Source organism: Paraglaciecola sp. 2405UD69-4, from assembly GCF_047525415.1.
GTDB lineage: Bacteria > Pseudomonadota > Gammaproteobacteria > Enterobacterales > Alteromonadaceae > Paraglaciecola.
In genome coordinates this window covers 57,743-77,679 of sequence record NZ_JBLIXM010000008.1, presented here as the reverse complement: position 1 = coordinate 77,679, position 19,937 = coordinate 57,743, and the positions used below count along the sequence as shown (strand labels likewise).

Genomic DNA, 19,937 nt, shown 5'->3' with positions numbered 1-19,937 from the left:
ACAGCGTCGACAATTTGTAATTTAAAGCCTAATGAATAATCTCGTTGTGTTCGTTTAAGCGGTGTATTATTTGACTTGGTCATAATAAGTCCTAAATGTGTAAACACATTTCAGGACGAGACAGTTTGTTTAATAGAAAAGCCGCTAAAAATTTAGCGGCCTTTTTTTATAAGATAACGATAAGGAGAGTTTTCTACAGCTTGATCCACCAGCTCATGTTCCATAAAGCGGCAAAAGCTGGGGATATCCCGAGTGGTGGAATGGTCGTCCGCAATAACCGCTAGGGTTTCACCTATTTGCATTTCGCGAATTTTTAATCGCACCATCATCACAGGCTCTGGGCAGCGTAGACCTATAGCATCTAATTGATAATCAGCCGATTCAAAAGGATTACTAGCACTCACAGCTTATTTATATTCCGTAATCTAAGCGGTATTGTTTGATATTCGCTAAATGCTCTGCCATATCGGGTTTATCAGCTAAGTACTCAACTAAATCTGCTAGGCTTACAATGCTCACCACTTGAGTATTAAAGTCGCGCTCTACTTCTTGAATGGCTGATAACTCACCTTGGCCTTTTTCTTGTCTATCGAGTGCTATCAACACCCCTGCTAAGTCTGCTTTGTTAGCTTCAATCAATAGCATAGATTCACGAATTGCGGTTCCCGCAGTGATTACATCATCCACCAGCATGATTTTACCGGCTAATGGGCTACCTACTAGGTTGCCGCCTTCGCCATGGGTTTTGGCTTCTTTACGGTTAAAGCAATAAGGTTTATCTACCTCATGTTTATCTGCAAGGGCCACAGCTGTTGTGGTGGCAATAGGAATACCTTTGTAAGCGGGACCAAATAACACATCATATTCTATGGCTGCATTTTGCAAAGCTTGTGCGTAAAACTGCCCAAGTTTGGCTAAATCGCCCCCTGTGTTAAACAAACCAGCGTTAAAGAAGTAAGGGCTAGTACGACCTGATTTAAGGGTAAACTGACCAAATTTTAAAACATTGCGAGCTAAAGCAAATTCAATAAAATCACGTTGATAATCTTGCATGGTCAATCCTAATTTAAAGCCAATTTTTGTGCGTCAAATAACTCGCGAATACCGTCCTTCGCCAGCGCTAACATTTCGTTTAGTTCATCTGCGTCAAAAGGTTCACCCTCTGCGGTACCTTGTACTTCGATAAACTTGCCTGTGTCTGTCATCACTACATTCATGTCTGTTTCTGCGTCAGAGTCTTCTAAATACTCTAAGTCAGCAATGGCTACACCTTTATAAACACCAACTGATAGAGCAGCAATCATATGTTTAATCGGATTTGTTTTTAAAATACCCTTAGCGCGCATCCAGCTTAGAGCATCAGCTAACGCCACACATGCACCGGTAATTGAAGCTGTACGAGTGCCACCATCAGCTTGAATAACATCACAATCTACCACTATGGTGTTTTCGCCCAGTAATTTTAAATCTACAGCTGCACGTAGTGAACGAGCAATTAAACGCTGGATCTCAAGGGTGCGACCACCTTGCTTGCCTCTGGCGGCTTCACGGTCCGAACGAGTATGTGTGGCACGAGGCAGCATACTATATTCTGCATTCACCCAACCTTTACCTTTGCCTTTCATAAAACGCGGTACACCTTCGGTTACCGAGGCATTACACAACACCTTAGTATTGCCAAATTCAATTAAAACCGAACCTTCGGCATGGCAGGTAAAGTTACGAGTGATCGTAACAGGGCGGATTTGATTGGCAGTTCTTCCACTTGGACGCATGGTGCTCTCCTAAATACTCACAGACAATATTAATGGGCGCAATTATAGAGACTTACGTGCAAATTATCTTGAGTTTTAAAGCCTAAGTATCTAATTAATTAGCGAATACTATATATCGAGCCTCGCACCTAAGAGTAAGCAAGGTATAATAGTGGCAAATAAAACTTAGGAAGATTTCAATGATTTACAGTATGACTGCTTTTGCCCGCCGCGAACTTAAAGCTGAATGGGGCACAGCCGTATGGGAAATCCGTTCAGTTAATCAAAGGTTTCTTGAAACTTATTTTCGCCTTCCAGAACAATTTAAAGGCATGGAGCCTGTTTTGCGTGAGCGTTTTCGTAAGCAACTACAAAGGGGCAAGGTCGAATGTGCTTTGCGCTTTTTTGCAAACGACGCAGCAGTCGGAAAACTAAATCTTAATGAAGACCTAGCCAAACAAGTTATGCAAGCGGCAAATTGGGTGCAGGCTCAAGGAGAATCAGCCGGCGTTAACCCTTTAGACGTACTAAAATGGCCTGGTGTCATGTCAGCAGAAGAAGCAGACATGGACAGTATCCAAGCCGACATACTCAAAGAATTTGATTTAACCCTAACCGATTTTATAGCAGCCCGAGCCACCGAAGGCGTCAACCTTAAAGTTATGATTGAACAGCGCTTAGACGGTATCAAAGCAGAAGTAGAGAAAGTAACGGCCTACATGCCCGAAGTCATTAAATGGCAGCGAGAAAAAATTCTAAGCCGCTTTGAAGAAGCTAAAATAGAATTAGAATCGACCCGAGTCGAACAAGAAATGGTGATGCTGGCACAAAAAGTCGACGTTGCAGAAGAGTTAGACCGCTTGGTATCTCACATTAGCGAAACCTATAAAATCCTCAAAAAAGGGGGGGCAGTAGGCCGCAGATTAGACTTTATGATGCAAGAGTTTAACCGTGAATCAAACACCCTAGGCTCAAAATCTATTAATACCGACATCACCCAATCAGCGGTAGAGCTAAAAGTGTTGATTGAGCAAATGCGTGAGCAGATCCAGAATATAGAATAACACTTTTTATCTGCCCGTGATTGTAAATCCTCACTTTTGTGGGGGCTTTTCTTATTTTATACATATAAATAACATGTCGAAATTAATGAGAAATTTATACATATCACAAAGATATGTATAAATATTTCAATTTTCTATACATGTTAAAATCGAACAATCATAAGTACTAAAAAAATGCTGTTGCTCACCGCTATTTAGCTGAATGAAAGGGCGTTGCAGAATCAATTCCTAATGAAGCCATATTAATAAACACGCTTACCTTACAAGAAGCAAAACGTAGTTCTGAAATTTAAAAAATACAATTAACAAGACAGTCTTGCTTAACCAAAACCCGTCACCACATTTTTACGCGCATAAAAATGTAAAAAATCACACTTTAATGCGCATAAAAGTGTGGTTCAGGTTATAATATAGGCTGTTAATAGTCTTAATTGGCGGGAAATAACAATGCATCGTAACTTACTCAATTCCTTAATTGCATGGAAAAAACAACCTGTGCGCAAGCCATTATTGATCGATGGCGCAAGACAAACAGGTAAAACTTATCTGCTGCAAGAGTTGTTTGGAAACACCTTTGCCAACATCCTTCGTATCGACTTCCTTGAAAATCCTGCCTACAAAGAGGCGTTCGACGGATCACTGTCACCTGACGAGCTAATAATGAACATTGAGTTGTTAACCAATCAAGCGTTCAACCCAGAAACCGACTTGCTAATATTAGATGAAATTGGCGAATGTGAACGAGCCGTTACTTCGCTTAAGTATTTTGCTGAAAAGGCACCGTCCTATTTTGTCGCAGCCAGTGGTTCGAACATTGGTTTGCTCAAAACCTTCCCTGTGGGCAAGGTAGAACAATACAATTTACAACCACTGACCTTCCAAGAATTTATTTACGCATCCAACGAGCAAGCACTGATCAAAGCATTTGATAGTCAAGCAAGCACACCAGCGGTGCACACTAAATTGATGGATAAACTAACAGACTATTTTTTTACCGGTGGTATGCCGGAAGCCGTTTCTGCTTGGTATCAGTTTAAGGATTTAAGTATTCTAGAGCGCGTTGAAAAAGTGATAAAAGTTCATGCCGATTTAGTTGAAGGTTATCGCCGCGACTTTGGTAAGTTCGTTGGCAAGGTCGATGCCACACTGATTGAATCTGTATTTAATAGCATTCCAGCGCAGCTATCACTGGTGAGCGATGAGTCCGTTAAACGCTTTAAATTTAAGCATGTGCATGAGCGGAAATCTCGTTATAGCGACTTTGAAACCGCGATCCATTGGCTTAACTGCTGCCGCTTAGCTTTGCCAAACTACCCTGTTGCAGGATTGCCGAAATCTCCGCTGGCGGCCTATAAAAAAGAAAATATGGTTAAACTGTTTCTGTTTGATGTGGGCCTGCTCAATCATATGCTAGGCAGTAGTTATAAAGAGATTAAGCAACAAAACTATGAATATAAAGGCTATGTGGCTGAAAACTTTGTGCAACAAGAGTTCACTGCTATTGGTGTTGACCCAAGCTATTCATGGAATGACGCCCGCGCCGAAATCGAGTTTATTTTGGCAACCGATGAAGGCGATATCGTCCCTGTTGAAGTCAAGAGTGGTAAACGTACGAGAGCAAAATCGTTGGCATCCTACGTTGAAAAATGTACTCCAAGTAAAACCTTTAAGTTAACGGGTACACAAGGCTCTTCAGCGTTAGAACAAACCAATATTGTGATGCCTTTGTATTTCACGCATTATTTACCTCAAAGGTGGTAAAAAATAATAATTCAATAATCAACGGTGTTCAATTAAACATACGAACATCATAAGAAAAATTAGGGATAGAAAAATTGTTATCTACATTGAAGTTAGCAGTAATTGTAGCTACTAAAAACCGAAGCGAACTACTTGCCACTAGATCACTTCCATCTATTAAAAATCAAACTCTAACTCCAGACTTTTTATTAGTGTGTGACGACTCTGATTCATCATATATCGAGAAAAATCAGATGATTGTTAATCATTTTAAAATAAAAAAAAGTGAGGTTTTGTATTTTAAAAACCATCGTACACTGGGTGCAAGCGGATGCTGGAACAGTGCAATAGATGTTCTTCTTACTAAGATTGATTTTCCTGAACAAATTTTTGTTGCGTTCTTAGATGATGATGATGAATGGCAACCTAACTATTTAGAGATATGCTTAAACACAGCTTACAAATATGATTTAGAGATGGTCGCGTGTGGAATAAACCGCGTTGAGGATAGCCCTAATATTTCATACCAAAATTTAGCTCCCGAAGAGCTCTCCGCTTGTTCATTTTTGGTTGGTAATCCAGGGATTCAAGGTTCTAATTTGTTTTTACGTTTAGATACTTTTCTTCAAGCAGGTTGTTTTGATGAATTTTTAGCCAGCTCTACTGATCGCGACCTTTGTATTCGACTGGCCGAATCAAATAAAGTCAGCTATCGAGCAATAAATCAGTTTTTAGTTTATCACTACGCGGAGTCAAATAGAGTCAGGCTAAGTACTTCAGGCTCTAATACAAAACTTTCAGGTTTAACTGCTTTTTGGCAAAAGTACCAAAGTAGAATGACTGATGAGCAACGGGCTATTTTTTCACAAAGAACGGAAAAGCTCTTTAATTGGCAAGCACCTAAGCCTGAAGCTACTTCAAATGATAACACGGCTATCGTGTTAGCTCTTTGCTCAGAATTAAGTGATAAATTATTAATGCGACTAGTTGAAGTGTTCCGGCATTTTCGAAAATATAATTTAGTCGGCTTAGACGTTGTTTTTCAAGTTCAAAATAATACCTCCGTGCAAGATCATTTTGCCAATACTTTGCGGAATAATGGGATTGGCTGCTTCTCTGTTTTAGCCAAGTCGTCATTAAAGAAGTATTGCACCTTTATTACACATCTACGACCTGGAAGTGAAGTTTTCTATATAGACAATTTGAGTGATGTTTACCTTGAAAGTTTTCAAGATATAAAAAGCTACCTATCCAAATGCACAGTTGCCGATTTACCGAACTTGGGCTCTATTCAAGAAAATATGAAATCAATGAAAGGGCATATTTATCAAGAGCGTATTATTTCAGCGAAACAGAGAATTGCTCACAACTTCGATGTTAATAACTTGAAATTATTGGGCTCAGGCTCTGAAGCTATAGTCTTCAGTGATGGTCATACTGTTTACAAATGCATTGATTATTGGAAGTCTCGCACACCCGAAGCTCAATATGAGTTCTTGCTATATAATGGCTGTCATTGGAACACCCAAGGACTATATCCACTACAATCCGTTATCAGGGATGGTACGTGGGTTCTCATCACTTATTCTTTCGAAGACAGTGTTGCGTACCAAGGAGGTAATGAAGAGTTATTAATAGACCTAATAAATGGCTGCACTCAAGCTGGTGTTGTTTGTAACAATATTCACCCCAAAAACCTTATTGTTACATCCTTTGAAGTAAAACTTATAGATTATGGTTCAGATATTCGCCCTTGGAATGAACTTGGATTTGAACATATGGCTAGGCGTGCATACTTATCATGTTGGTATGCTAACAATGACAATTTAAATCATCTGTTGCGCCAGTCTTTAACTGATCAGACCCTTTCTGAACTTAATGGGTTTGATAAATTTCGTGCAAAACTCAATTACCCAATAAATAAATCTACATTTTCTAACATCTGTATTGAAGCAGCTCCTGTACACCAGCCCTTTGAACTTATTATTGGTGTTATATCAGCAGTTCCTCTTATCTTCATGTCGTTACTGAATAGTCTCCGAGTACTAAAAGGGCACCCTAGTATAGAATCCTTGTCGGTTATAATCTTATGTAATGGTTGTGGATCTTCAGAATTACTAACACTTCTTGAATCCAATAATGAACCTTGGTTAAACATCAGAATCATTCCAGAATACAAGCAGCAAGAAGATGCTCAAGCTGGCTATTTTGGGACGATTATTCAAAATAGACCAAAAGGCCAAGTAGGTATCGCTCTCGCACGAACTATGCTTCAACGATATCTGGGCATTCAGATGGCAAACAGCTTAGGCTCAATAGGTTGGATCCTTGATGATGATATGCGATTAGATAGACGCGCTTGTGACTATATTGGTTGGCTTCCTGCATTTCGTAATCAAGGGGTTGATATCCTTTTTGGCGCTTACGAAGGTGCATCACCTAACCCACCATTGAATGGGCTTCGGGTTCAGCTGATGGACTTAATCCATAATTTAAGTTGGCTTTCTAACTTACAGGAAGAAATGATTTTACCAAACCGCTCCCAAGAGAATGATGTAATACGTGAGCATTTTTCAGATTACTATTACGATTTATCACGTAAACATACCGCACATTTAGAAGCGCCTCTTTGGTTGGAGCCAAGTTACTCATTTGAAACGGTTAAAGAAGCTCGTGCTAGGCTCATTGCTGGTGCGTTAAATATTTTGAATGGCATACCTTTAACACGATCGATTATTGCACCAAAGTGTAAAAAACCTCTCGAAGAAGCTAAGGAGTCAGTTAATCGTGGCGGGTGTACTTTCGTACTAAATAATGAGGCCATACTTCGCACACCAAATTTAATACCTACGCTAAATGGGAAAGAGGCCAGGCGATCTGATATGATTTGGGCCATAATAAATCGCTACTACAGACGTATGACTATCAAGGCCGTTGCTTTTCCAATCTATCATATTGGCCGTTCGACAGCTTGCCCAACGTTAAATACGGACAAAGTAAAAGGAGAACTCATTGGTTCGACTCTATATGCAGGATTAACTGATTTTTTAAACGAAAATCCTGAGCACAGACTGAATTTCACTCCTATTGAGAAAGCGTTGATATATCAAAAGTCCATGAGTTATATGGCGAACCGGTTAACTTCATTAAAACAAAGTTTATACCGCATCAACGGTTTAGCAAAAGTATTGGCTAACAGCCGCTTTTCTGATGATTTAATCCCCCTAGCCAATAGGATCGAGTCAGAATTTTCAATGGCTGCTTTCGATGATATTACATATGCCACTCAACAAATAAGCCAGAATGACATATTCCATTTTTTGGGTCAGATAACCAAATCTACAGAGGCATATAATGATGTATTAAAAAACAACTCAGCTGAATTAGTTTGTGATGATGTACAGGATAGAATAAATGAAATTACAATTTGATAACTGGTGTATATTACCCACCCCGATGGGTGAGTTTCGTATGTATGACACAGCCACTGATGACATTAGTGTGATCTCTATGGGTGATATTAACTTTCAAGGAGAACAACCTCTTTTCAGAGTTCACTCATCTTGTCGTGCATCAGAAGTATTTGGCGCATTAGACTGCGATTGTAATGATCAACTAATGGAAACTATGAAACGCATCGCCTCGGAAGGTAAAGGAATCATTATTTACCAACAACAAGAAGGACGAGGGCATGGATTATCCCTGAAAATAAAAGCTGTACGCACAATGGAAACAAAGCAAGTTGATACAGCAGAGTCATTTGAAATACTTGGATTAAGACAAGACATACGTAGCTATACCAATGCCGTATCTCTTTTAAAAGAGTTAAATATTAGTATTGTTCGTTTGATATCAAACAACCCTAGAAAGCATAAGTATTTAAACCAGCATGGTATTAAAACCATTATGGTAAACACTCACCCAAATATTAGACCTGAAAACAAAGGTTATCTATACAGCAAAAACCAAAAACTAGGACATAAACTACCACTAGACTCTAAGCTCAATGCCTCAGAGCCCATCTTCTTTTATCATTCTGATCAACCTTGGGGGGAGCTATCCAACTTTTCACGACACGCTGTATTTATTGGCGATGTAATTTGGCCTACAACTGAACATTATTACCAAGCCCAAAAATTTATATCTAAAGACGATAAAGAGCTCATTCGCATTGCATCTACTCCCATGCTGGCGAAATCTAAAGCGCATGAAATGCCTCATCTAGCAAAGAGACCTGATTGGCAAACCATTAAAGATTCGATCATGTTAAGGGCTTTACGTGCGAAGTTTTCTCAACATCCAAATCTAAATAAAAAGTTATTAAGTTCAGGACATAGAAAGCTCGTTGAATTAACCATCAATGACAGCTATTGGGGCGATTCTGGAGACGGTACAGGCCAAAATAGACTTGGCCAGCTTTTAATGCAGGTAAGAAAAGAGCTTAGTTTCCTTGAAACCGAAATGTTTGCACTAACTAGATGAAATTAATTAAATGTGTGGTTTGATAGTGCTAGCTGGAAATAATAGTGAAAAGCTCATTTCAAAGATGATACCAAAACTGAAGCACCGAGGTCCTGACAGTCAAACTATTTGTATTGATAAAAATATTGCAATTGGATTCCAGCGACTAGAAATCAATGGGGATGAGTTTGATGGGCGTCAACCTTTTGAACTACAAGGCTGGATATCTGTCACTAATGGAGAAATATACAATTATCAAGCGTTAGCTAAAAAGCATCAACTTAATGCCAACAATTGTGATACGAAGATAATTCTTCCTTTGTATTTGAAGCTCAAAGAACAGATTGTTGAAAAACTAGATGGTTTTTACTCAGCAGTGCTTATAAACCCAACAAGATCAAAAGCGATATGCTTGCGTGATGCCATGGGTAAAAAGCCACTGTTCGTTGGTGTATCCAACGGCATGACTTTTATCTCAAGCGAACTTAAACCTTTTGACTCTATTGAATGGTTCAAACCACTTCCCAAGGGCGTTTCAGTTGTAGAACTGTCAACCGGGGAAGTCACTGAACTTTACAAGCAGTCTTCCAAAATCGGTAATTGTAATATAGTAGACGCTTTGACTTATAGTATCAGAAAGCGTCTTCCATCACTCAACCAGCCAGTGGCTGTTTTTCTAAGTGGTGGTCTCGATAGTTCAATCATAGCGAGCATTACCTCAAAAGTTAGGGGGGATGTCGTGTACTTCACCCTTAGTGACACTACGTCGAATGATTACGTTGCTGCACGAACAGTTGCTCATTATCTCAACTTAAAAAACTTAATTGTTGTACCACTTCCTAGTGATGATGAATTACCACACTTAATTAATCGAATTGTCTACGCCACAGAAAGCTTTAACCCATCAATTGTTAGTAATGGATTAGCAACTTATTTACTTGCTAGAGCAGCACAAAATTTATGTATTAAAGTTGTTCTAACTGGTGAAGGGGCTGATGAATTATTTGGTGGCTATCATCAGTTTTCAGATCGCGATCCTTGGTCGGAAACTCGTGAACGCCTAATTCAAGACATGACGTTTACCGAATTAAGGCGACTAGATTTAGCTTGCATGGCAAATGGCATTGAACCTCGCTGTCCTTTTCTTGATCCGGTAGTGAAAAGCCTAAGTGACCGAATGAGCTTTTCTGAGTTGTACGCTGACGACATAAACAAGATGGTATTAAGGAAGGCATTTAAGGGAGCTTTACCTCAAGAAATTATCTACCGAAAAAAAATATCTTGTGATGTTGGTAGTGGGATCAGAACAATGGTTGTTAGATATTTGAAGCGAAATGGTCGAAGCGAACGAGAAGAGTTATTGACTATATGGAAGCAGTATTTCAACTTTGATCCAACACAAAGCTATTTTCACTCTTATCCTGTATTCGATGTAGCTATAGATGCTAGAGGCGAGGTCCATCGATGATTGATAAAATTGAGCGGTTGATACTGGAACACTTCTGCACAGTGCCATTTCACAACTTAAACTTACTCTACGGTTCTTCACAAATAATAGCAATTCCCGGAGGAACATGTTCAGATAAAACCTTAGCTTTCCTTTCGGATTTGCGCATGATGGGGGTAAAGGCTTTCTTACATACTGCCAATATAGGCGGGAAAGAAATTCATCGCTTAGTAAGGATAAATATCAATAATCAAACTTATTTCGCTGACGTTGGTAATGGTTGGCCAACACTTCGCTTGTTACCTTGTAACGAAAATACACAGTTTGAATGCTATGGCATGAAGTATCGTACTGAAATTGCAAAAAATTGGATACTTGTATTTCATGAAAGGCAAGGGAAAGAAAGCCTTCAGTTAGAAATCAATATAACACCTCGTCCTGAGCAAGAAATTTATAGCCAAATAAAATCGCGTTACTCTTCTGGAGTTAATTATCCATTTTCTCGCAGTCTTCGATTCTCAATGATTGTAGGCAAAGAGTTTTTATTTTTACGTGGTAATCGTTTAGAGCGATATTCATTTAATGACTTTTCTGTTGAGAAATTAAAAAAGGCCACAATTCCAAAGATCATAAAGAAAGAGTTTGGTTTCAATGTAAATAGCTATGTCGATTTTAAGCATGAATTAAATGGCTACGTAGGTAACATAGGCAATTAGGAACATCTCACTGAAATTTTCTGTGACCGGTATAGTTGGTTTTATAGGCCATAGCGTTCCCAAAAAAATGTGTTCAGAAGAGCACTACGTTATCGGATTGGATAACCTAGCAACCAATGAAAATTGCACCGATTGGACAATTTAAAGTCTCACGCATTCCTCTCTTCGAAAGGTACACTCCGTTTCGCCAGAATAAATATCATAGAATATGAGGCTTTTATGACTTTATTCCATGAAAAGTCTTTTGACCGTATTAATCACTTAGCTGCTCAAGCTAGATTCAGGCACTCTATTGGACGACCAATGATTTACGCTGAAGCAAACCTTTATGTTTTCCTGTTGTACTATAAGTACGCCCTAAACTTACAAGCTTTTTACCCCTAGGTTGTAGAGGGTGAAGCCGTAGATATCTGCGTATTGTTCTATGGTTTTGCTAATTGGCGTGCCTGCACCATGTCCTGCGTCTGTTTCTATGCGGATTAGCGTAGGGTTAGAGCCTGTTTCATGGGCTTGTAACATAGCAGCGTACTTGAATGAGTGCGCTGGTACCACGCGGTCATCATGGTCGGCTGTGGTAACTAAAATAGCAGGGTATTCTACCCCCGATTTCACATTATGGACCGGTGAGTAAGCTTGTAAGTATTCGAACATTTCTTTACTTTGATCTGCAGTACCATAGTCATAAGCCCAGCCGGCACCAGCGGTAAATGTATGGTAACGAAGCATGTCCATTACCCCTACTGCAGGTAGTGCTACCGCGGCTATGTCTGGTCGTTGGTTGGCAACTGCGCCAACTAATAAGCCGCCATTTGAGCCACCGCGCAGTGCTAGGTGTTTACTGCTGGTGTACTTGTTGTCAATTAAATACTCTGCGGCAGCAATAAAATCGTCAAATACGTTTTGCTTTTGTAATTGAGTGCCTGCTTTATGCCATGCTTTACCGTATTCTCCACCGCCCCGAAGATTAGCTACTGCATAGCTACCACCTAGTTCTAACCAAGCAGCTACCGTTGAGCTAAATTGTGGCGTCAAACTAATATCAAAGCCACCATAGCCATATAATATTGTTGGGCTAGTACCATCTAATTTTGCATCTTTGTGTTGGGTGATAATCATAGGTACTTTGGTACCGTCTTTTGAGCTATAAAATACTTGTTTTGACACGTATTGGCTGCCATCAAAGGCAGAGGCTGGTTTGTTAAACAGCTTAGTTGTACCCGTTGCAATATCGTAAGAGTAAATAGTGGTAGGGGTAGTGTAATTACTAAAAGTGAAATAAGTGGTTGTGGCTTTTTGTTTGCCGCCAAAACTGCCGGCAGAGCCAATGTCTGGTAGGTTTACCTCTCGTACTTGTTTGCCTTCTAATGTGTATTGTATTACCTTAGAAATTGCATCAACCATGTACTCCGCAAAAATATAGCCTCCCGCTGTACTTGGAGATAAAACATGTTCGGTTTCTGGTATTACATCTTGCCAGTTAACTACGTCTGGTGCGCTGGCTGATACTTTTATAATTTTGCTGTTGGGGGCTTGGTAATTTGTCACAAAATACAGCTCGTCACCTTTGTTGGTGAGTAGGTACACGTCTGTATCTATTGACTCTTTAACTGTCATCCATTTTGCATCGGCGTTAGTTAAGTCTTTTAAATAAGCCCGATTGCCCGAGGTAGAGTTGGCTGCGGTAATGAATAAATATTGGTTATCATCAGAGACTTCTGCACCAACATAACGGTGTTTTTGGTCATCGGTATGGCCATAAATGGCTAAGTCGTCTTTTTGAGCAGTACCTATTTTATGGTAATACACTTTATGTTGATCGGTTTTTTCGCTTAGCTCTGAGCCTTTAGGCTTATCGTAGCTAGAGTAATAGAATCCTTCGTTTTTGTACCAAGACACACCTGTAAACTTAAGATCCACTAGTTTGGTATCCACTTGCTCCATAGTGCTGGTATCTATTACATATAGCTCTCGCCAATCACTGCCACCAGTTGAGGTTAAATAGGCGGCTAATGAGCCGTCTTTAGAAAAGGATAGATCAGCTAGTGATACTGTGCCGTCTTCGCTAAATGTATTTGGGTCAAGAAACACTTCAGGCTCGCTATCGCCCTTTTGGCGATACACTACACTTTGGTTTTGTAATCCGTCATTTTTATAAAAATAGGTGTATTCACCTTCTGTAAATGGGGCTGATATTCTTTCGTAATTTAAAAGCTTTTTGACTACTGCTGCTATTTTGTCTTTATACGGTACCTGCTCTAAATAACTTTGAGTGGTTATATTTTGAGCTTTTACCCAAGCTTCGGTTTCTGGGCTTCTATCGTCTTCTAGCCATCGATATGGATCGGCAACTTGCTCTCCAAAGTAAGTATCAACTACATCCCCTTTGCGGGTTTCCGGGTAGCTTAGTAAAGGCGCTGTTTGCGACATCACGTCAGGCATATTAGGGTCCTCTGGTTTTGGCTGGCAGGCTAATAAAAAAAAACTGATGGAGGCTAGTAACGTTTTCGAGCTTTGAATAAATTTCATGGGCATTCCTTTTTGCTTACTTGCAGTAAATTTTACAGAGCTTAGTGTCAAAATTATTTACAGTAAATTTTAGATTAAATTTTAAACATAAAGTAACTGTATGATTCTATTGGTTTTAAGTTATCTGGCCTATTTCTTGATTAATACTAGTGGTATTCATGGTTTTTATAAATGTACATGCAAATTATCTATATTTAATTGCTGGCCTAACTCGTTTTTAGGCTTATGAGTTGTCAGATAAAAGGTAAATAAAATGTCTTGTTTAACACGAAAAATGCAACAAAAATTGACCAAATATGTACAAAAAAACGCTGTCCATTTTAGGTCTGATGATCCTGACTATATTCGTAAAGAGTTAGTGAGTAAAGGTGTGTGTCCGTCTGCAGTTACTACAGACCAAGTGACGGTTATTATCAATGAAGCTAGTCGCTCTGCTTAAGTAGAAGTTACAGAGCAATAGATTCATTAAAATAACGGTTAAAGTCTAATTTATAGTCACTTGCGATGACGGCTTCAACAATTTTTATAGTATTATTTTTAGCTGCCAAATTAAGCTCTTTTGGCTCTAAATAGTGATTGCTTCTAATTGAATAAAATACCTTAACAGTGGGTTTCAAAGCATGTTCTGGATGTTGCTTTAAAACCATGGCCACTTTTTCATTATCTAGCTTAACTAGACTCCCAACTGGGTAAATACCTATACATTGTACAAATTGCTTTACTAAAGCTAGGTCAAATTTGTTTGGGCTGTCTTTTAATAATATTTGTAGTGCTTTTTTAGAGGGCATTCCAGGTTTGTAACACCTGTCAGCGGTAATGGCATCATATGTGTCGACTATTGCTATCATGCGTCCAAACTGGGTGATTTGTTCTCCTTGTAATCCAAGAGGGTAACCTAAGCCATCTAACCTTTCATGGTGCTCACTTATTGTGGTTATCATGGGAGCAGGCAGGCCCATATCTTTTAATACTTTTGTTCCAAACACTACATGCTTGCGCATAATATCCATTTCTGGATCAGTTAGTCGCCCAGGTTTGTGGAGTATTTTGTCAGGTATTTTGATTTTGCCTATATCATGTAAAAAGCCTGATAAAGCCAACTCTTGTACTTGATTTTCATCTAGCCCCAAGTGGGTGCCAAAGTGAGCTAGTAAAATAGATACATTTAGCGAATGCTCTAGAAGATAGGTGTCTTTTTCACGTATTTTAGTCATGCACATCAGTGCATTAGGGTTTCTGTCTATGGAAGATACTAAGCTAGATGCAAACTCTTGTGGCACTTCAATATCAATTGGAAGGTTTTTAGCCACCTTGTCCAACATATTTTTTTGGATCTTTTTACCTTGAGTATGGAGCTTCATAGCCATGGCTAACTCAGACTCAAAAGGTACTTCAGGTTTGGATTTTACTGGTGCTTCTGGCTCTTTATCATTCTCAGTAGAGAGTTGTTTACTCAAATCTACCGCAACGGACAAGATACCTTGTTTTTTCAACTTTTCTATGGCTGCTTTTGAGGTGACCCTACCTCGACTCGCTATTTTAAGCTTACTTTTTTGTTTGACGATAGAGTCGATATACATCCCTTCTGTGACTTCATCTATGTTTATGGTTTTTAACAATATTGCTATCTCTAAAATGTCTACTAACTACTATTTAAGTAGAGCTTATTGGCCCTAGCGGCGTAATACTAAGCATATTTGAATAGGGTTAAAACTCTAGCTTCCATAGTAACTCACCTAAGTCAGGTTGCCATTGAAAATTTTTAAGTTTTACTCTGTTATTAAATACTGCAACATTTTCTTGTTGTAGGTATCCCGTTTGCTTCTTTGATTGCTCTGAGCCTACAGGAAATGCAATTTGTCCAGTAGAACGTAAAACCCTATACCAAGGAACATTTAACTCTTGTGGGGCGCTACTAAGCGCCTTACCTACTAACCTTGCTCGCCCCGGTAACCCAGACAAATCGGCTATTTGTCCATAGGTAGCTACTTTACCACTGGGTATTAGCTGGATGGTTTTCCAAATTTTTTGATTATTGGTTAAATTTAGCATTTACGTATCAGGCTTATATTCAGATCAATCTGTAACATAAGCATCATAATTGGCGCAATGTATCCAATCAATAAAGAGTGTGACAATTATCATATATACATATTTAGCGATTAAAACAGGTTTTGTGAGTTTTTCAGATTCATATCAAATGTATACTCTTGAGTGTCAGAGAAGCTGTGATAAATAAGCCAGATTAAATATGACAACCCCAATTAAGACCAAGCGACAATACTGTAGTAAGTGTCACTACCCTCAAAAAACCTGTTTATGTGCATGGGTAAGCCCAATTGATAGTCCGGTTAATATTGTTGTTTTACAGCACCCTAAAGAAGTAAAGCATGCAAAAAACTCTGTAAAACTGCTGCATCTTGGCCTTAAAGCTGTAAATGTGCTTGTGGGAGAGTCACCGGGGGATTGGGCTGAGCTTATTGAATCTGCGATACAAGCTCCAGAAAAATTCAGTGTATGTTACCCAGATGAGCAAAGCACCCCTCTAGAGTCACTTGATAGTGATGCACAAAAACAGCAGTCTTTTCCTACTGGACACACTGTTATCTTTATCGATGCATCATGGCGAAAGGCCTTAAAAATTTGGCTGTTAAACCCATGGTTGCATAATTTGCAGACTTGGCACTTCTCTGCCCCTCCTGCTAATAAGTACCAGATTAGGCATACCACTCAAGAAAACAGCCTTTCTACTTTAGAGTCAGTTGCTTATGTTCTTGAATTTACAAAAAATATTGATTGCACTGCGCTATATGTTTTATTCGAAAAGATGCAAGAAATTTGTTTTATAAAGGGACACAAGAGCAAAGGCTAAGTTGATTTTTAAAAGCATCAAAATTGTTGGGAAATAATTAACACAAAAAAGTGAGGGTAAACAGGCGGCTTTATATATTTTAAATGACAAACTTATGCATCAGAGACGAGAAATAAACGACCCTCTTTAGCTGACTTTTTGTCAAAAAAAAGGCACTATGTAAAAGAGCTAATCTTTTACATCTATTTAGCCGTTTCTATCTTAAAAACAGCAAATCTTTCGCTTTTTGAATTGCAAAACCATCATTGGGGTTAAAGCAGGTTTAAATTGGGCAGTATCTTTAAAAGTAGTAATAGTACATTTTTGAAAAACTTAATGTTTGTACCCTTTGTCTTGGTGCTTATATTACTGTCTTCGAAAACCCTGCTTGCTTCATCTTCCAATGATATCCCCACGCTTAAACTTAGTAATATAAGTGAAAAAAATATTACTGAACAAGTGAACTTTTTTTCTCTAACAGGTAGTGAAGAGCAACTTCCTCAAGACAAGAGTTCGCTACAATCTCTACTCTCTATGCTGCAAACCCATATAAAAACCAATACATTTGGCGATAAATACCTAGCGGTTTTTGAATTACACAACGACACTCAACAAGCTGATTGGTTTGTATATCCCTATGGCTCTGCAGTTCAACATATAGAAATCTTGTGCTACGAATGTAGCAATTTTAATGAGCCAGTTATTTCAGGCCATGGCTTGAATAATCAGCAGGATTTTCATTATGGTAGTAAAATACTACTTGCTCCTGAACAATCCGCCACTGTAGCAATGCTATTTAGTAGCGACTATTTCTATTCGCCAATTAAGATTGTCGTTACGCCTTTCGGCCAAGCTAAAAAGCAGTTCAATTTAGAAAATGTTTTACTTTTATTGGGCTTAGGTGTGTCTTTAGCTTTGGGTATTTATAACCTCTTTATTTTTACAGGCATACGTAATTATCAGTACATGACTTATGCTTTCTCTACTATGGGGTTTGCCATTGGTTGGGCCGGCACGTTTGGTGTGCCAGCGTATTTAGGTTTGTCTAACTCATTGGTTTGGGTGATACCCGTTTTTCTTATCGCAACTATATTCACCTGCTTTTTCAATATACAATTTTTACGTTTAGATAAGCGAGATCCCAAAGTAGCTTTGGCCTTAAAAGCTTTGTCGTTTGCGTGTTTAGTGTCTATACCGTTTGCATTATATAACCAAGGACTTGGAATATATTTAGTCTCTATTGGTACATCAATTGCGGCAATGATAGGGATATACACAGGGGTGCGCTCTTGGGTTGACGGTTATTCACCTGCCAAATATTTTACTTTAGCTTTGTTGTGTGTGGTGTTGCCAAACATAATAGGAAACCTAAGTAATCTTGGAATTTTACCTAGTTACAACGCTAACCTTTACCTGATGGGCCTTATCGGAAATTGCCTGGATAGCTTAATGTTGGCATTTGCACTAGCTGCACAACTAAGAGTACTAAGTCTTAAAAATATTGAGCTGAATACCACCTTAGAAAAAGTTGTGACCAGCCGCACTAACGAACTACAAACCGCTAATGCACAGTTAGAGCAAACAAACAGTGAGTTAATTGACGCTAACAATGCTAAAACTCGGTTTTTAGCTGCTATGAGCCACGAAATTCGCACACCTTTGACTTCTATTATTGGATATGCAGATGGCATATTGACGGGAGATATTGATAGATCAGAACAAGAACGAGTGACAAAAATTATATGCGAAAATGGCAATCATCTATTGCGTGTCATTAATGATATTTTAGATATCAGTAAAATTGATGCCAACAAACTAGGGTTTGAATCCATTCCAACTCACTTGTTTTCTGTTTTGGCTCAAGTTGAGTCCTTAATAGGAAAAAGAGCAAGAGACAAGGGGCTCGCTTTTCACTTGGATTACCAATACCCCTTGCCAGCACAAATCATTACTGATCCTACGCGGTTAAAGCAAATACTATTTAACCTAACTAACAACGCTATAAAGTTTACAACTAAAGGTTATGTAGGTTTATCCGTTGCCCTAGATGACAACATGCTAGTTATCTGTGTTAAAGATTCTGGGGTTGGAATTTCTGTAGAGCAACAAAAACAGCTATTTCAACCTTTTACTCAAGCAGATAATTCTATTAACAGACGTTTTGGTGGTACTGGCTTGGGGTTAAGTATCTCGCAGCGCCTTGCACAGGGCTTGGGAGGCTCGATTGAAGTTAACAGTAAACCAAACGAAGGCTCGATTTTTGTACTGAAGATAAAAGTCGATTTGTTAGACAATACTCAATGGATAAATAGTGTTACAGAAATTTGGGAGTCTACTCCCTCCAAAACAATTCAACCAGTTACTCTCCCAAACTTTGCAGGCAGTAAAGTCTTACTGGCCGAAGACCACCCAAATAACAGGGAGCTGATTACGCTCTTTTTAAAGCGGATGAATATTCAGGTGGTGCAAGTTGAAAACGGTAAAGAAGTGTTAGAAATTTTGTTTCGCCATAGCTTTGACTTACTTTTACTTGATATACATATGCCTATCATGGATGGCTCAGAAGCTTTGCAAACACTTCGTGCAGCAGGAAATAGCACCCCAGCGATAGCACTAACTGCAAACAATATGCAGTACGAAATAGACGAATATCTGAAAGCCGGGTTTTCTGAACACCTTCCTAAACCACTAGATAGAGAGCTGTTTGTTAGTAAATTATCGAAATTTTTAACGGCTCAAGGTGAAATGGAACAAGCCTTCACCGGTGAAGGTATGTTGGCGTTAGTAAAAGAGTACCAAGTTAGTTTACGAGAACAACTATTTAAAATTGAACAGGCTTTATTACAAAGAGACTTGCCCTTAATTTCAGAAATTTCACATATTATAAAGGGCTCTGCTGGTTCATTTGGGTTTGCGCTAATTGGCAGGAAGTTCGCTAATATTGAATACTCAGCGCTACAAGATGATGAGATTTCAATTGCTTATGAACTTCCAAAAGTTATCGCATTGTCTCGTCAATGTATTGATTTACCGGGTGTTAATATTCCACAAGGTATAATCAACCATAAAAATAATGTTGAACTGTTTTTAGAGGCTCTTTATGGATTTTTGGCAGGGGCAGAAGTTACTGTCTTACTGTTAAAAGACTCTATAGATAATTTGGAAACCAATAGTGCGCTCGTGTATTTATATAAACTGTTGCCTAGTGTGCAGGCCTGTGGGCTTACAGACTCAGAGCTAGCAATTAGAGCTTTAGAGCCGTTAATTGCTGCGGCTAACACTGCAGACTGCAAGCTTCATCTAGAAGTCATCGAAACCCAGTTAGCTGAACTTAACCGCGTCACTCAGCCTGCTTTACTAAGTAGGGTTTAACTTAAG

16 protein-coding genes and 1 pseudogene are annotated in these 19,937 nt (G+C 39.0%); 11 read left to right on the top strand and 6 right to left on the bottom strand.

Annotated features, from left to right (window positions below):
• Nucleotides 1-152: 152 nt before the first annotated feature.
• Genes tusA through rph form a run of 3 tightly spaced genes read right to left on the bottom strand, consistent with a single transcriptional unit; the run spans nucleotide 153 to nucleotide 1,775 of the window.
• On the bottom strand, nucleotides 153-404 hold the full coding sequence (gene tusA / locus ACMUMK_RS18105; protein ID WP_414702560.1) for a sulfurtransferase TusA: 252 nt from the start codon (nucleotides 402-404) through the stop codon (nucleotides 153-155).
• 7 nt (nucleotides 405-411) lie between these two features.
• The gene (gene pyrE / locus ACMUMK_RS18100) at nucleotides 412-1,053 is read right to left on the bottom strand and encodes an orotate phosphoribosyltransferase (RefSeq protein ID WP_414702559.1); all 642 of its coding nucleotides are present in this window, start codon (nucleotides 1,051-1,053) and stop codon (nucleotides 412-414) included.
• Nucleotides 1,054-1,061: 8 nt separating this feature from the next.
• Entirely contained in the window at nucleotides 1,062-1,775 is a 714-nt protein-coding gene (gene rph, locus ACMUMK_RS18095) for a ribonuclease PH (RefSeq protein WP_414702558.1), read from the bottom strand.
• 179 nt (nucleotides 1,776-1,954) lie between these two features.
• Between rph and ACMUMK_RS18090 the strand changes: the two genes are divergently transcribed.
• From ACMUMK_RS18090 to ACMUMK_RS18055, 8 genes and pseudogenes are all read left to right on the top strand, one after another.
• Nucleotides 1,955-2,818, top strand: coding sequence for a YicC/YloC family endoribonuclease (locus tag ACMUMK_RS18090; RefSeq protein WP_414702557.1), 864 nt, complete (start codon nucleotides 1,955-1,957; stop codon nucleotides 2,816-2,818).
• 218 nt (nucleotides 2,819-3,036) lie between these two features.
• A pseudogene (locus tag ACMUMK_RS18085) lies at nucleotides 3,037-3,111 on the top strand (Fic/DOC family N-terminal domain-containing protein); the annotation flags it as partial.
• A gap of 154 nt (nucleotides 3,112-3,265) precedes the next feature.
• Complete coding sequence (locus ACMUMK_RS18080) at nucleotides 3,266-4,579, top strand: ATP-binding protein (protein WP_414702556.1); 1,314 nt, start codon at nucleotides 3,266-3,268, stop codon at nucleotides 4,577-4,579.
• A 74-nt stretch (nucleotides 4,580-4,653) separates the two neighbouring features.
• Nucleotides 4,654-7,989, top strand: coding sequence for a glycosyltransferase family 2 protein (locus ACMUMK_RS18075; protein WP_414702555.1), 3,336 nt, complete (start codon nucleotides 4,654-4,656; stop codon nucleotides 7,987-7,989).
• Nucleotides 7,973-9,040, top strand: coding sequence for a GTP cyclohydrolase II RibA (ribA, locus tag ACMUMK_RS18070; RefSeq protein WP_414702554.1), 1,068 nt, complete (start codon nucleotides 7,973-7,975; stop codon nucleotides 9,038-9,040). Before ACMUMK_RS18075 ends, ribA begins: the two co-directional genes overlap by 17 nt.
• 64 nt (nucleotides 9,041-9,104) lie before the next feature.
• On the top strand, nucleotides 9,105-10,487 hold the full coding sequence (locus ACMUMK_RS18065) for an asparagine synthetase B family protein (protein ID WP_414702553.1): 1,383 nt from the start codon (nucleotides 9,105-9,107) through the stop codon (nucleotides 10,485-10,487).
• Nucleotides 10,484-11,182: an arylamine N-acetyltransferase gene (locus tag ACMUMK_RS18060; protein ID WP_414702552.1), complete on the top strand. Its 699-nt coding sequence runs from the start codon at nucleotides 10,484-10,486 to the stop codon at nucleotides 11,180-11,182. Before ACMUMK_RS18065 ends, ACMUMK_RS18060 begins: the two co-directional genes overlap by 4 nt.
• 123 nt (nucleotides 11,183-11,305) lie before the next feature.
• Nucleotides 11,306-11,566, top strand: a complete 261-nt coding sequence (locus ACMUMK_RS18055) for a GDP-mannose 4,6-dehydratase (RefSeq protein WP_414702551.1) — start codon at nucleotides 11,306-11,308, stop codon at nucleotides 11,564-11,566.
• Here ACMUMK_RS18055 and ACMUMK_RS18050 read toward each other — a convergent pair.
• Nucleotides 11,546-13,708, bottom strand: a complete 2,163-nt coding sequence (locus ACMUMK_RS18050; protein ID WP_414702550.1) for a prolyl oligopeptidase family serine peptidase — start codon at nucleotides 13,706-13,708, stop codon at nucleotides 11,546-11,548. The two genes, ACMUMK_RS18055 and ACMUMK_RS18050, sit on opposite strands and share 21 nt — an antisense overlap.
• Before the next feature lie 253 nt (nucleotides 13,709-13,961).
• On the opposite strand from ACMUMK_RS18050, the gene ACMUMK_RS18045 reads away from it, so the two are divergent.
• On the top strand, nucleotides 13,962-14,147 hold the full coding sequence (locus tag ACMUMK_RS18045) for a hypothetical protein (protein WP_414702549.1): 186 nt from the start codon (nucleotides 13,962-13,964) through the stop codon (nucleotides 14,145-14,147).
• A gap of 7 nt (nucleotides 14,148-14,154) precedes the next feature.
• On the opposite strand, the gene ACMUMK_RS18040 is transcribed toward ACMUMK_RS18045, so the two are convergent.
• Nucleotides 14,155-15,327: an HD-GYP domain-containing protein gene (locus ACMUMK_RS18040; RefSeq protein WP_414702548.1), complete on the bottom strand. Its 1,173-nt coding sequence runs from the start codon at nucleotides 15,325-15,327 to the stop codon at nucleotides 14,155-14,157.
• Between the two features lie 88 nt (nucleotides 15,328-15,415).
• Entirely contained in the window at nucleotides 15,416-15,760 is a 345-nt protein-coding gene (locus ACMUMK_RS18035) for an MGMT family protein (RefSeq protein WP_414702547.1), read from the bottom strand.
• A gap of 199 nt (nucleotides 15,761-15,959) precedes the next feature.
• Here ACMUMK_RS18035 and ACMUMK_RS18030 point away from each other — a divergent pair, with 199 nt between their 5' ends.
• Together ACMUMK_RS18030 and ACMUMK_RS18025 are read left to right on the top strand one after the other, a co-directional pair.
• Nucleotides 15,960-16,580, top strand: a complete 621-nt coding sequence (locus ACMUMK_RS18030; protein ID WP_414702546.1) for a tRNA-uridine aminocarboxypropyltransferase — start codon at nucleotides 15,960-15,962, stop codon at nucleotides 16,578-16,580.
• Between the two features lie 315 nt (nucleotides 16,581-16,895).
• Nucleotides 16,896-19,931, top strand: a complete 3,036-nt coding sequence (locus tag ACMUMK_RS18025) for an ATP-binding protein (protein ID WP_414702545.1) — start codon at nucleotides 16,896-16,898, stop codon at nucleotides 19,929-19,931.
• Nucleotides 19,932-19,937 lie beyond the last annotated feature (6 nt).